Consider the following 13,672-nt stretch of genomic DNA (forward strand, 5'->3'; position numbering starts at 1 on the left):
CAATCAGTTAGATGAAAAACATCCTGTCTTTAGATGACCTGTTACCATGCATGATCCGCTTTGGCATTAAGCTACAACCGCCCAAACATCACTCATTCTTTCGGGGCGGCCTTGGGGGATTTTCTCTTGCCACCCCTGGCGGGACTTTTACGGGGAGGGCGCCGATTGCCACGGCGGCTCACTTTTACGCCGCTCAAGGCCACGGGTAAAACATGTTGGGCCTGCTCAACCAATTGCGCCAGCTGTGCCAACAATGGCTGCATGAACTGCTGATATTGGGTTTCCCGGCGGCTGATGCCATCCAGTGCACTTTCCCATTGGGCGGTCATGTCCGGAGTGGTGGCCACCACCGGCAAACTGCGGATAAGCCCCGTGCCCGCATCGGTTGCCACAATGGTTTTGCCCTGGCGCTGCAAAAAGCCCCGTTTGAACAGCAGCTCAATGATGCCGGCGCGGGTTGCCTCGGTGCCCAGGCCATCGGTTTCTTTCAGTACCTGCCGGATCTGCGGATCACTTACAAAGCGGCTGATGCCGGTCATGGCTGCCAGCAAGGTGGCATCGGTAAAGTGTTTCGGCGGCTGGGTCATTTTTTCCAGCAGTTCGCCCGCCAGACACTGTAATGTTTGCCCTGCGGTTAACGGCGGCAACAGGCCCGTGGCATTGTCTTCCGCCTCGTCATTGTTGCCATCGCGCCGGAAAAGCTGTTTCCAGCCCAGTTGCTGCTCCCGTTTGCTTTTTGCCACAAAATGGCCACCAGCAATCTGCAACATGACTCGGGTTTCCAGATAACGGTAATGGGGATAAAACTGTGCCAGATATTGCCGTGCCACTTGCAGATATACCTGACGTTCTGTGGCCGTTAACCCCGCCAGATTCGGGATCTTGCCCGTCGGGATGATGGCATGGTGGGCATCCACTTTGCTGTCATCCCAAGCCTTGGATTTAAGGGTGGCATCCGGGCGGTCACACCCTTGCAGCAATTCACCGGCGCCTTGGCTGATGGCGGCAATGACCCCGGGTGCATCCTCAAACTGTGCCCGGGGCAGATGACGGCTGTCGGAGCGGGGATAGGTCAGCAGCTTGTGGCGTTCATAAAGGGATTGGGCCGTATCCAGCACTGCCTTGGCACTCATGCCAAAGCGCTTGTTGCAGTCAATCTGCAGCGCCGACAAACTATAGGGCAATGGCGGTGCCTGCCGTTTGGGCTTCTCTTCCACGCTGACAACCGTGGCGTTCTGCCCCGAAATGCGGCCAATGACATTTTCTGCCAGCCCTTTTGCCAGCACCCGGCCAGCCTCATCCATCCACGGCGCGCAGGCATCACTGGGTTGCCAACGGGCATGAAAAACCGCGCCGCTACCATCCTGTACCTTGGCCAGCACTTCAAAAAAGGGAATGGGTTGAAAGGCCGCAATCTCGTCATCCCGGCGGACCACCAATCCCAACAGTGGCGTTTGCACCCGCCCCACAGACAACACCCCTTGATAACCCACCTTGCGCCCTTGCAGGGTATAAGCCCGGGACAGGTTCATGCCATAAAGCCAGTCGGCACGGCTGCGGGCCAAAGCGGAGGTAGACAAGGGCACAAACTCCCGGTTGCGGCGCATCTGCCCCAGTGCACGGCTGACCGCCTGCGGATTCAGATCGTTAACCAACAAACGCTTGGCGGCAGTGAGCTTTGCGCTGCTGGCGCCCAGATACGACAGCACTTCATCCACCAGCAACTGCCCTTCACGGTCAGGGTCACCGGCATGCACCAGCATGTCGGCTTGCTTGATGAGTTTTTTCAGCACGGCAAGCTGACTGCGACTGCCTTTTTTGGGCAACAACTGCCATTTGGCCGGAATGATGGGCAGATGTTCCAGTTTCCAGGATTTATACTGGGGATCGTAGGCATCAGGCGCGGCCTGCTCCAGCAAGTGCCCCACACACCAAGAGACGCAATCCCCGTTGGCGGCCTCGATATAGCCTTCGTGCTTGCGCTGGGGTTTGGGCAGTACATCGGCAATCGCCCGCCCCAGACTGGGTTTTTCAGCAATATAAAGGATCATGCGCCAGCCATGTATCAAACGTTGTGCATAAAGGAAGGCACAACATACTGTATAAAATTACAGTAACATTACCCCGCTTTTGGACAGACTGCAAACCGTCCCGGGAATTTTTCGGCTATTGTAGTAAAAACGCCCGCTAATGCGGGCGTTTGTCAGCCAAGGTAATGCTCAGTCGTAGAACCGCTGATGATTGGCCGCCATGGTTATCAGGCGTTCACAGGGGGCAAAACGCTCACCAAAGCGCTGCTGGTAACCTTGCAACAGGCTCACCAGCTGGGCGGCCCCGAGGGTATCGATATAACGGAACGGCCCCCCCAGAAATGGTGGGAAACCGATGCCGAAAATGGCGCCGATATCACCATCACGGGCGCTGCTGATAATGCCTTCATCCAGGCAACGCACCGCCTCATTGAGCATTTGCACCACGCAGCGCTGAGCCAACTGGGCATTTTCAGCTGCCACGCCCGGCGTAATGCCAAGCACTTTGTAAACGGAAGTGTCCACCTGTTTTTTCTTGGCTTTCTTTTTGCCGTACAGATAAAACCCCTTGCCATTCTTGCGCCCTTTGCGGTCATCCTGCAGCAGCTTGTCAAAAGCGGCAGGCGCGCAAAAACGCTCGCCAAGCTCCTGTTGCAAAATGGGCGAAATCTTGGCGCCCACATCAATGCCCACCTCATCCAGCAAGGTGATAGGGCCTACCGGGAAACCGAATTTCACCAGCGCCTTGTCCAGCGGCTCCACGCCCTGCCCTTCCAGCAGCAGCTGGGCGGCTTCGTTCATGTACAGTGCCAAAATGCGATTGACATAAAATCCGGCGCCGTCTTTGACCACTATCGGGGTTTTGCCCTGTTTGCGGGCAAAGGCCACGGTGGTGGCAATGGTTTGGGGTGAGGTTTTCTCATGGGCAATCACTTCCACCAGCGGCATTTTTTCCACCGGCGAGAAATAGTGCAAACCAATCACGTTTTCAGGGCGGGCAGCCACTGCGGCAATCTGGCTGATGGGCAAGGAGGAGGTGTTGGAGGCAAACACCGTATGCTCACTGCATTCACGCTCAATGTCCTGCACCATTTGATGCTTGAGCTTGAGATCTTCAAATACCGCCTCCACCACGATATCGGCATCATGCACGCCGTTATATTCGGTAGTAGTGCTCATCAGGGCCATGACGTTATCCCGCTGGGCAGCGCTCATGTGCCGGCGCTGCACACTTTTATCCAGTAGCTTATAGGCATAAGCCAGGGCATTGGACAGGCCTTTTTCGCTGATATCCTTTACCCGTACCGGCAGTTTGGCCTTGCTGATGGTGACCGCTGCAATGCCGCCGCCCATCAAACCGCCGCCCAGCACCACGGCTTTTTGCAGAGCCCGTGGCTTTGCACCGGCAGCGCCGGTTTCCTTTTTCATGTCGGTGGTGGCAAAGAAAATTGACCGCAGCGCGGCAGACTCGCTGGTCATGACCAGCTCGCCAAAATAACGGGACTCGGTGGCAAGCCCGGCAGCCATGCCTTCATCGGCGCCAATGCGGACGCAATCAATGATTTTCGGCGGCGCCGGATAATTGCCTTGGGTTTTGCGCTCTACCTGTTTCAGCGCCTGATCAAACAGGATGTTGCGCCCGAAATGGGTGCGCTCCAATGCCATTTCCATCAGGCTCAGTTTGCGTTTGGGGCGTTTTTTACCGCTGTGCACCAGCTTGATGGCGGCCTCCAGCAAAATGGTTTGCGGCACCACATCATCCACCAGCCCCATTTTCAGTGCTTGCTTGGGACGCAGCTGCTTGCCGGTCAGCATCATGTCCAGCGCTTTGGCAATGCCCACCAGGCGTGGCAAACGTTGGGTGCCGCCGCTACCCGGCAGCAATCCCAGTTGGACTTCCGGCAGTCCCAGCAGGGTTTTGGCATTATCGCTGCACACCCGTTTATGGCAGGCCAGCGCCAACTCCAAACCGCCGCCAAGGCAGGCGCCATGAATGGCGGCCACCACCGGGATCTCCAAGTTTTCCAATGCGCCAAAAACCTGATGCCCGGCGGCCGACAATTCACAGGCTTTATCCTGGGTGTCGCAGGCATCAAGCATGGCAATGTCCGCTCCGGCCACAAACGAGTCCGCTTTGCCGGAAATCAGCACCAGCCCTTTGATACTGTTGTCGTTGCGAATCTGTGTCAGCAGTTCGGTCATCTGCGGTACGAACTCGGCCCGCAAGGTGTTCATGGTTTCACCGGGCACATCCATGGTCAGCAGGGCAATGCCGTCATCCCGGCGGCTTAAGCTAAAACTTTTTTCAGTGATATCCATGGCGTTACTCCACTTCCAGAATCATGGCAGCGCCAAGGCCACCTGCAGCGCAAGCGGTGGTCAGTGCCGTACCGCCACCGCGACGTTTCAGTTCATGACAAACCTGTGTGATGAGGCGTGTACCGGTGGCCGCAAACGGATGACCATAGGCCAGAGAGCCTCCCAGCACATTGAATTTATCCATGTGGATTTCGCCAATGGCACGGCTCAGCCCCAGTTTTTCCTCGGCAAATTTTTTCGAGGCAAACATCTGCATATTGGCCAACGTCTGGGCGGCAAAGGCCTCGTGCATCTCAATCAGATCCAGATCTTCCAGCTGCATGCCAGCCCGCTTCAACGCCAGCGGCGTGGCGTAAGATGGCCCCATCAACATGTCCTGCCACACGTCAATGGCGCTGAAAGCATAGCTTTTGAGGTAGCCAATGGGCTGATAACCCAGCGCTTTGGCCTTGCCTTCGCTCATCAGCAACACCGCCGAAGCGCCATCGGTCAGCGGCGTACTGGTGGCGGCGGTCACCGTGCCATGTTTGCGGTCAAATACCGGTTTAAGTTTGGCGTAAGTGTCCAAAGAGGAGTTTTCCCGGATATTGTTATCCTGCGCGATGAAGCGATCATAGGGCGGCACATGAGCCACCATCACCTCCTCTTTGAGCTTGCCCTCACGCCAGCTCTGGCTGGCCAGAGTATGGGAGCGATGGGCCAGTGCATCCTGATCGGCACGGCTGATATGATAACTTTTGGCCATCTGCTCCGCGGTCTGCCCCATGGAAATGCCGGTGGAATATTCCGCCACGGCCGGCGGCACGGGCAACAGGTCCTTGGGGCGGATGCGGCTTAGCACCTGCCATTTCTGTTTCAGGCTGCGAGCCTTGCCCAAATCCACCAGCGCAATGGCCAATTTTCTGGACACCCCGATGGGCAATACGGATGAGGTGTCAGCGCCGCCGGCAATGCCAATATCAATATTACCGGTCATGATGGCTTCGGCCACATTGACGGTACTCTGAAAACTGGTGGCGCAAGCACGGGTGACACTGTAGGCATCGGTGGTTACCGGCATGCCGGTACCCAATACAATTTCCCTGGCAATATTGGGAGCAGCCGGCATCTGTACCACCTGGCCATACACCAGTTGTTGCACCATTGCCGGGGGCAGTTCGGTGCGCTGCAGCAACTCGGCCACCACCATTTTCCCCAAATCCACTGCGGGTATGCCGTGAAAAGCCGTCGCCTGCCGGGCAAATGGTGTGCGCAGTCCTGCCACAATGGCAATACGTTCACCTTTGGCATTGGTTACCTGCTGTCTGTCACTCATCTGTTATCCTCATCATATTCGGGTCCATGACCACAGATTGCATTGTGCATTCCCCACGCCAGACACACCCAACAGGTCTGACCATTAAAATGTGATCCGATTCTAACTTCTTCTTTTCAGGTTTTAAACACTTGTTTGGATTTTAGCTGCAGAAATTTCCGCCGTTTTCCGTCACGCCGGTCAATCCCATTACAGGACAAGCGTCATAGTCTAAAGAAAAATTAACTTTTCATTCGGGGGATTTTGTACTTCAATCGACCCGTAATATTCTGCACAATGACAGCAATAGCCGCAGCCTGCGCTGCACGAGCATGACAAGAGACATCCTATGCCGTTAAGTCGTTTTCACGCATTAAGAACCTATCTTGACCACGTCATTGTTGGTCAGCCCACATTAACCGAAAACCTGCTGCTGGCACTGATTGCCGATGGTCACTTACTGGTGGAAGGCCCGCCGGGGCTGGCAAAAACCCGGGCGGTAAAGGCGTTGTGTGACGGCATCCAGGGGGATTTTCATCGTATTCAGTTCACGCCGGACCTGTTACCTGCCGATCTCACCGGTACCGACATTTACCGTGCCCAGACCGGCACCTTTGAATTTGAAGCCGGGCCGATTTTTCACAACCTCATTTTGGCGGATGAAATCAACCGGGCTCCGGCCAAAGTGCAATCGGCACTGCTGGAAGCCATGGCCGAAGGCCAGGTTACCGTGGGCAAACACTCTTACAAACTGCCGCCGCTGTTTTTGGTCATGGCCACCCAGAACCCGCTGGAAAACGAAGGCACCTACCCGCTGCCAGAAGCGCAGCTTGACCGCTTTTTGATGCATCTTAACCTGGATTATCCCGGGGCAGACACCGAGCTGGAAATCTTACGGCTGTCCCGTCACGAGGCCAAAAGCCGCAGCATGGAGCAGATGACACCGATTTCCCAAGATGACATCTTCAAGGCAAGGGCCCAGGCGTTGGAGATTTATCTGGCCGAACCACTGGAGCGCTACATGGTGGAGCTTATCATGGCAACCCGCCAGGCTGAACGTTACAGCGATGAGCTGGCAAAATGGCTGGAATACGGCGTAAGCCCCCGTGCCACCCAATCGCTGGAGCGCTGTGCCCGCGCCCGCGCCTGGCTGCATGAGCGGGATTTTGTGGCACCGGAAGACATTCAGGCAGTCCTGCCCAATGTATTGCGCCACCGCTTGTTGCTGAGTTATCAGGCTCAGGCAGAAGGTGTCAGCCGCGAGCAAGTGATTGCGCATATTCTCAGCCAGGTGGCAGTGCCCTAATGATGGTGCCATCACCCGCTGCCCTGCCGTTATTTGCCGATGGGGTGAACCTCAGTGAAGCCGAGCTGCTGGCCTGTCGCAACCTTGCCCGCGCCTTGCCCCATCGTCAGATACGGGCTCGTGCCGCCATGGCTGGCAACCGCCGCAGCTCAATCAAGGGCCGGGGCATGGAATTTGCCGAAGTGCGCCATTACCAGCACGGGGATGACGTACGCACCATCGACTGGCGGGTAACCGCCCGTACCGGCAAGGCCCATACCAAACTGTTCATGGAAGAGCGCGAGCGGCCGGTACTGCTGCTGGTGGATTTGAAACACAGCTTGTACTTTGGCTCCACCTTGTTATTGCAAGCGGTGCAAGCGGCACATCTGGCGGCCACCCTGGGCTGGCAGGCCATTGAACAGGGAGACCGGCTGGGGGCGCTGATTGTCAGCGACCACAAACGCCGGGAGCTGAAACCGCGCGCCCGGGAGCAAGGGATTCTGGCATTGATTTCGGCACTGAGCGCGGTACATAAACACCAGTTGCAGACACTGCCCCAAGCCAGTGGCAGTGACGAAGGGCTGATGGCACACAGTTGTCGGCAATTGGCGCGACTGGCAAAACCGGGCTCCCAAATCCATATCATCACTGACGGCAGCGGTTTTACCGATGAGTGCCGCCAGCCGTTATCGGAGCTGAGCCGTCACAGCGCCCTGTCAGCCTTTGTGATCACCGACCCGTTGCGCCAAGGTACCCTGCCACTGCCCAAACGTTTTTCATTGCCGGTACGGGATCAAGGGCAAGCCTTGCTGCTGGATCGCCACAGTTACGATGCTTGGCTGTTACGCCAGCAACAGGGTCTGGTGCAGTTTCAGCAGATGATGCAGTCGCTGAATATTCCCCAACGCCAACTGGATGCCGGACAAAACCTTAATCAACAACTGAATTTGCTACGATGATGTCAACCGCCACTGCCAACCCGGCGCTTAGTACCCTGAAAGATATTCACCTGCCGCCCGAGGTGGGATTCTGGCCGCCAGCACCGGGAATATGGACACTAGCCATTTTGCTGCTGGGCATGCTGGCAATGCTTGGGGTGTATGGTTTCCGCCGCTACCGTGCCCGTCAGCAACAGCAAGCACCGGCCAAGGCTGCCCTTGCATTACTGGCACAACTTGATCCACAGCAACCAGAGTATCCGTTGCATATCAGTGCATTGCTCAAACGCTGCGCCATCAGTTACGATAACCGCGCACAGGTGGCCGGCCTTACCGGTGAGGACTGGTATCAGTATTTGGACAAGGTGCTGCCACTCCCGCAGCGGGGGAAATTCGGCCGCTTGTTAGCCAACCGTTACCGGCTGCAAACCGTTGGCCCTCATAACGCCGAACTGGCCGGACTCTGCCAGCAATGGTTACGGCTGGCACCCGCGTTTTACCGCCAGCCCCCCATCACCCACCACAGGGGGGAGGCTGCCTCATGTTAACCCTTGCCTGGCCCTGGTTGCTGCTGTTATTGCCCTTACCCCTGTTGCTGCGCCGCCGGGTGCAAACCGCCGTGTCTGGCGGGCAACTGCAACTGCCCGGGATCCGCGCTTATACTCCAACCCAGGCCAGCCGCCATCAGCAACGGCCATTAGCACAGTGGCTGTTGTGGGTGTTGCTGTTGCTGGCAGTGGCGCGCCCCCAGTGGTTGGGGGATGCCATTGAGCTGCCCACCCAAGGGCGGGATTTGATGGTGGCGGTGGATCTCTCCGGCAGCATGCAGATTGAAGACATGGTGCTTGAGGGCAAAACCGTGGATCGCTTCAGCGTCATCCAAAAAGTGGTCAGTGATTTCATCGAGCGCCGCGCCGGTGATCGCATCGGCCTTATCCTGTTTGCCGACGCAGCTTACCTGCAAGCACCGCTGACCCAGGATCGCCGCTCGGTGGCCCGCTATCTCACCGAAGCGCAAATCGGCCTGGTGGGCAAGCAAACCGCCATTGGTGATGCCATCGCCCTGGCAGTAAAGCGCTTTGATAACCTTGAAAACAGCAACCGGGTACTGGTGCTGCTTACCGATGGCTCCAACAATGCCGGTAATATTGAACCGGATCAGGCTGCCGCCATTGCCGCCAAACGCCAGATAACCATTTATACGGTGGGTGTGGGCGCCGATGTACTGGAGCGCCGTTCACTGTTTGGCATCGAACGGGTCAACCCGTCAGCAGATTTGGATGAAGCCCAGTTGCAACGCATTGCCGACACTACCCACGGCCAGTATTTCCGCGCCCGGGATCCGGAGGAGCTGGAGCAGATTTATCATGAAATAGACAAACTGCAACCGGTAAGCCGGGAGCCCCTCACCTATCGACCGCAGGCGGAGTTGTTCTACTGGCCCTTGGGGCTGGCCTTCATGCTCGCCCTGCTGTTAAGTGTTGGCATTCCCCGCCCAATCCTTCAGGGGAGGTCGTCATGAGTTTGCATTTCATCCGCCCGGAATGGCTATTGGCATTGCTGCCACTGGCACTGCTGTTATGGTTTAAGCGCAAACAGCGCCACAGCCCGTCCCAGTGGCATAAATACATTGCCCCCCATCTGGCCGGGGCGCTTGTGAGCCAAGGCGAGGCCCAACGTCAGCCAACATTGCCTTTGTTGGCCGCCAGCGGCCTCATTGCGGTACTGGCCCTCAGTGGCCCGGCACTCTTTAAAAAACCGCTGCCGGTATTTGCCTCCACCGAGGGCCGGGTGATTGTCATGGACATGTCGCTGTCCATGTATGCCACCGACCTGGCCCCCAACCGTTTGACCCAGGCAAGATTTCGGGTGACCGATCTGCTAAAGGCGCTGAAAAGCGGTGAAAGCGGTCTGGTCGCTTACGCGGGGGATGCGTTTGTGATAAGTCCCCTGACCCGGGATAACAACACCTTGCTGAACCTTTTGCCCACCCTGAGCCCGGAAATCATGCCCGTATTGGGGTCCAACCTGCCAGCGGCCCTCAGTCAGGCCAAAGACCTGCTCTCCCAAGGGGGGCATCTTAGCGGCGACATCATACTGATCACGGATGGGGTTAACAACGAGCAGTTCAACGCGGCCAAAGCCACCTTAAAAGACAGCGCTTACCGGCTGGGCATTCTGGCATTGGGCTCGGCGCAAGGGGCACCGGTACGCCTGCCAGACGGGCAACTGTTGCGTGACAGCAGTAACCAGTTGGTGCTGCCGCAAACGCCATACCAGCAATTGCATGAGCTGGCCCAAAGCAGCCATGGCCGCATGTTTGCGTTTGCCAACGATGGTAGCGACCTTACCCGGTTGCAGCACTGGCTAAGCCAGGATGATACGGCCAAAGCCACAGAGCTTCACGGCGACACCTGGGTGGATCTTGGCCCTTATCTGGCACTGTTACTGCTATTGCCGGCACTGGCCGCCTTCCGTTATGGCTTGCCGCTCTGGCTGCTTGTGTTGCCCTTGTGTGGCACACTGTTAACGCCCCCGGCACAAGCCAGCAGTTGGGATGACTTGTGGCGCAATGCGGATCAGCAAGGCATGCAGGCATTCAAACAACAAGATTACCCGAAGGCCGCCGACAAGTTTGCCAATCCGGCCTGGCAAGGCAGCGCCCTTTACCGCGCCGGGGATTATGAGGGCGCCCTCAAGGCCTTTGCCAAAGATGCATCCGCCAACGGCGCCTTCAATCAAGGCAATGCCCTGATGCAACTTGGACGCTATCAGGAGGCGCTCAAACGTTATCAGGCGGCATTGCAACAAAACCCCGAGCTCGGCGATGCCAAGGCCAATCAGCAACTGGCGGAAAAACTGCTACAGCAACAGCAACAGCAACAGCAACAGCAACAGCAACAGCAACAGCAACAGCAACAGCAGAATGCAACGGATGATGGGGCAACACAACCGCAGCAATCCCCCTCATCACCGCAGCAAAAAGGTGATCAGCAAAACCGTCAGTCCCCTCAAGGTGACCGGCAAAACAAGCAAAATGGCAAACCAAACGACGAGACATCAAGCGCTAAGGACAACGGGCAAGCGGCAACTGATGCCACGCCCGACGGTAAGCCTGCAAGCAACGCCCCTGCTGAAAAACGGCAAAGCGATGCGAAGGCATCATCTTCATCACCGGACAACCCATCAACGCCTGCCACATCTGGCTCACAATCCGGGCAATCCCGGACATTGGATGCAGCGCCCCCCCCGCCAGCGCCACAAATGCAGGCTGTAGTGCAGCAAGAGAATGCCTTTGGCACAGACAAGCAAAACCGCCAGCAGGCTCTTAATGCTCAAGCCCGAGCACAAGCCCAAGCACAAGCCCAGGCATCAACACCGCCTGCAGAGGGTGCCGTATCCCCTTCCAGTGCAACAGCGCAACCACCGCTCCCTGCTGACATGGAGCGGGCATTGAAAATGGTTACCGATGATCCGGCCATACTGCTGCGCAACAAGATGCAACTTGAATATCAAAAACGCCGTCAACGCGGCGACATACCCAAGGAACAACAACAGTGGTAAAACTTCGTTTCTCGTTATGGCTGCTGCTGGCGGCAATCTTGCCGCTAAAAGCACTGGCGTTGACCGAACTTCAGTCATCGGTGGACAAAAACCCCGTGGTGCAAGGGGAATACGTGGCACTGACCGTCGTGGCCGATGATGACCTGTCCAGCCAGGCACTGGACACCTCGGCGCTGCTGCAACACTTCGTTGTGGGGCGTACCAGTGTGGGGCGCAGCACCCAAATCATCAATTTTGATACCCGCAAGGAAACCCGCTGGCAAATTCTGATCTCCCCCAAACAGGCAGGAGACGTGGAGATCCCCGCCCTTGAAATCAATGGCGTCAAATCCAACCCCATCCAGCTTCAGGTGCTCAAGGCCGGAAGCGTGCCGCAACAGATGAAAAACCTGTTCCTGCAAACCAGCATTTCCAGTCATGAAGCCTATGTGGGCCAGCTACTGACCTACAAGGTCAAGCTCTACTTGGCGGTGGATTTACAGCGGGGGGTATTGTCCACCCCCAATATTGAAGGTGCCCAGATAAAACAGATTGGCGATGACAAGGACAGCAGTGCCATTGTCAATGGCCGGCGTTACCGGGTCATTGAACGCACCTACAGCATCGTGGCGGATAACCCGGGCGAGTTGCTGATAAGCGGCGTCAATTTTTCTGGGGATGTACTGATGAATGCCCCAAGCAGCGGCATGTTCTCCTTTCAGGAAAGCCGTCCGGTACAGGCCCAGGGCGACAGCACCATTGTGACCATTAAACCGGTGCCGTCCCAGTACGTAGGCAACTGGCTGGTGGCCGATTTGGTCACCCTGCAAGAAGACTGGCAGGATAAACCCCACTACACGGCCGGACAGCCCATTACCCGCAATATCACCCTGCTGGCGGCCAATGCAGATGAAACCAGCTTGCCGGATTTCAGCCTCTCCCTGCCGCCAGACATTCGCAGTTATCCGGAAAAACCGCTTAGAAAAACGTATCTGCGGGACGGACAAACCGTTGCGAAGCTCAGCCAAACCATTGCCATGGTGCCCGCCAAGGCCGGGCGTTATACCTTGCCGGAAATCAAGGTGGGTTGGTGGAACCCCCATCTGGAAAAACAGCAATACGCCACCCTGCCGGCCCGGCACATCACGGTGGAAGCGGCCAGTAATGCACCGCTGCCCACCATTAACGCGTCCGCTGTGCAACCCCACATTGATGCCGGTTTCTGGCCCTATGTCAGCCTAGCATTGGCAGCCTTGTGGCTAATCACCCTGTTTTTATGGCTACGTGCAAAAAAAGCCGCAGTAGGCCACCTTGATGCCATCCCGGTACCAGAACCCGCAGCCACCGGCGTGTCATTAACGGCAGCCATCAAACAGGATCATGTACCACAGGTGCTCACCGCCCTGTTACAGGAAGTGTCCGCCATCACTGGCAGCAATACCACGCTGGCGCAACTTTCACAGGTATCAGCGCCGCTTGCCGCCATTGCTCGCCAGTTACAGGCTGCCCATTATGGCCGCACACCTGCTGACACCGGTCCCTTGTATCTGGCGTTGCAACAGGCATTAAAACAGTTACGCCAGCAGCCGGGACAACACACCACTAAAGCCTCGCCACTGGCACCGTTAAATCCTTAATGCCTAATACTGCCCGCCAACCACCAATGGCGGGCAGTATTCCTCAACACCCGTTACCGCAAACGCAAACAGCCAGCGTGATGTCCATAGGGCCATCAATGGCAAACTGTAAGTGGTTTATGGGAGCAACCGCATATTTTTTAACTGTTTTTTATTAACTGCCCCACATTATTGCTGTGGAACCAACCCTATCATACTGTTGTCATAAACCTGTGATGAAGTAACAGCGTTCAAGAAATGGCGCAAAATGCAAGGGAATGGCGTGCAACTGCAGACCACTGGCGCACCCTTGATATTTACCGTAAACCTGATTACAGTGTAATTCTGCAAAAATGAGTTCTTTTGCTAAAAAAGCTAAGGATATTCTATAGTTATAAAGTATAAGCCTCAGGGCTGATTAAAGTAAAAAAGGAGTGTGGCCTATGTCATACAAAGTAGACGGACATGAAATCACAGTAAACTTCCCTGTAGATTCAATTTCCATCAATAAAAATTCTATCGCCTTTACTGACAGAAAAGGCAAGAATAAAAGAACCTTCTCAAAGCGCAGTGAAGTCATCTCATTCATGAAATGGCTGGTCAGCGCCAACAAATAAACCGCGTTATCGCCCTTTCGGTAAATA

The 13,672-nt window shown here is 56.3% G+C and carries 10 protein-coding genes; 7 read left to right on the forward strand and 3 right to left on the reverse strand.

All coding sequences use genetic code 11. The features are described 5' to 3' along the window. Nucleotides 1-92: 92 nt before the first annotated feature. From ACIDEJ_RS08845 to fadI, 3 genes are all read right to left on the reverse strand, one after another. A complete protein-coding gene (locus tag ACIDEJ_RS08845) occupies nucleotides 93-2,051 on the reverse strand; it encodes a DNA topoisomerase III (protein ID WP_411987707.1) in 1,959 nt (652 codons plus the stop codon). 168 nt (nucleotides 2,052-2,219) lie between these two features. Continuing rightward, entirely contained in the window at nucleotides 2,220-4,349 is a 2,130-nt protein-coding gene (gene fadJ, locus ACIDEJ_RS08850) for a fatty acid oxidation complex subunit alpha FadJ (RefSeq protein WP_411987708.1), read from the reverse strand. Between the two features lie 4 nt (nucleotides 4,350-4,353). Further along, on the reverse strand, nucleotides 4,354-5,664 hold the full coding sequence (gene fadI, locus ACIDEJ_RS08855) for an acetyl-CoA C-acyltransferase FadI (protein ID WP_411987709.1): 1,311 nt from the start codon (nucleotides 5,662-5,664) through the stop codon (nucleotides 4,354-4,356). A 328-nt stretch (nucleotides 5,665-5,992) separates the two neighbouring features. On the opposite strand from fadI, the gene ACIDEJ_RS08860 reads away from it, so the two are divergent. The 7 genes from ACIDEJ_RS08860 (at nucleotide 5,993) to ACIDEJ_RS08890 (ending at nucleotide 13,645) form a co-directional block, all read left to right on the forward strand. After that, a complete protein-coding gene (locus ACIDEJ_RS08860) occupies nucleotides 5,993-6,949 on the forward strand; it encodes an AAA family ATPase (RefSeq protein WP_411987710.1) in 957 nt (318 codons plus the stop codon). A gap of 2 nt (nucleotides 6,950-6,951) precedes the next feature. Continuing rightward, nucleotides 6,952-7,890 carry a DUF58 domain-containing protein gene (locus tag ACIDEJ_RS08865; protein ID WP_411987759.1) on the forward strand — a complete coding sequence of 313 codons (939 nt, stop codon included), beginning with the start codon at nucleotides 6,952-6,954 and terminating at the stop codon, nucleotides 7,888-7,890. Next, complete coding sequence (locus tag ACIDEJ_RS08870) at nucleotides 7,887-8,417, forward strand: DUF4381 domain-containing protein (RefSeq protein WP_411987711.1); 531 nt, start codon at nucleotides 7,887-7,889, stop codon at nucleotides 8,415-8,417. The genes ACIDEJ_RS08865 and ACIDEJ_RS08870 overlap by 4 nt, the downstream gene beginning before the upstream one ends. Then, nucleotides 8,411-9,391 carry a vWA domain-containing protein gene (locus ACIDEJ_RS08875; protein ID WP_411987712.1) on the forward strand — a complete coding sequence of 327 codons (981 nt, stop codon included), beginning with the start codon at nucleotides 8,411-8,413 and terminating at the stop codon, nucleotides 9,389-9,391. Before ACIDEJ_RS08870 ends, ACIDEJ_RS08875 begins: the two co-directional genes overlap by 7 nt. Next, nucleotides 9,388-11,433, forward strand: a complete 2,046-nt coding sequence (locus tag ACIDEJ_RS08880) for a vWA domain-containing protein (RefSeq protein WP_411987713.1) — start codon at nucleotides 9,388-9,390, stop codon at nucleotides 11,431-11,433. Before ACIDEJ_RS08875 ends, ACIDEJ_RS08880 begins: the two co-directional genes overlap by 4 nt. Further along, the gene (locus ACIDEJ_RS08885; RefSeq protein ID WP_411987714.1) at nucleotides 11,427-13,049 is read left to right on the forward strand and encodes a BatD family protein; all 1,623 of its coding nucleotides are present in this window, start codon (nucleotides 11,427-11,429) and stop codon (nucleotides 13,047-13,049) included. The genes ACIDEJ_RS08880 and ACIDEJ_RS08885 overlap by 7 nt, the downstream gene beginning before the upstream one ends. A 422-nt stretch (nucleotides 13,050-13,471) precedes the next feature. After that, on the forward strand, nucleotides 13,472-13,645 hold the full coding sequence (locus ACIDEJ_RS08890; RefSeq protein WP_411987715.1) for a hypothetical protein: 174 nt from the start codon (nucleotides 13,472-13,474) through the stop codon (nucleotides 13,643-13,645). Nucleotides 13,646-13,672: the final 27 nt, after the last annotated feature.

It is taken from the genome of Shewanella mytili, assembly GCF_046765975.1.
GTDB classification, from domain to species: domain Bacteria; phylum Pseudomonadota; class Gammaproteobacteria; order Enterobacterales; family Shewanellaceae; genus Shewanella; species Shewanella mytili.

Bases quoted from the DNA above. Each gene is read 5' to 3' on its own strand.
- ACIDEJ_RS08845 (WP_411987707.1), bottom strand. From the start codon at position 2,051: ATGATCCTTTATATTGCTGAAAAACCCAGTCTGGGGCGGGCGATTGCC.
- fadJ (WP_411987708.1), bottom strand. From the start codon at position 4,349: ATGGATATCACTGAAAAAAGTTTTAGCTTAAGCCGCCGGGATGACGGC.
- fadI (WP_411987709.1), bottom strand. From the start codon at position 5,664: ATGAGTGACAGACAGCAGGTAACCAATGCCAAAGGTGAACGTATTGCC.
- ACIDEJ_RS08860 (WP_411987710.1), top strand. From the start codon at position 5,993: ATGCCGTTAAGTCGTTTTCACGCATTAAGAACCTATCTTGACCACGTC.
- ACIDEJ_RS08865 (WP_411987759.1), top strand. From the start codon at position 6,952: ATGGTGCCATCACCCGCTGCCCTGCCGTTATTTGCCGATGGGGTGAAC.
- ACIDEJ_RS08870 (WP_411987711.1), top strand. From the start codon at position 7,887: ATGATGTCAACCGCCACTGCCAACCCGGCGCTTAGTACCCTGAAAGAT.
- ACIDEJ_RS08875 (WP_411987712.1), top strand. From the start codon at position 8,411: ATGTTAACCCTTGCCTGGCCCTGGTTGCTGCTGTTATTGCCCTTACCC.
- ACIDEJ_RS08880 (WP_411987713.1), top strand. From the start codon at position 9,388: ATGAGTTTGCATTTCATCCGCCCGGAATGGCTATTGGCATTGCTGCCA.
- ACIDEJ_RS08890 (WP_411987715.1), top strand. From the start codon at position 13,472: ATGTCATACAAAGTAGACGGACATGAAATCACAGTAAACTTCCCTGTA.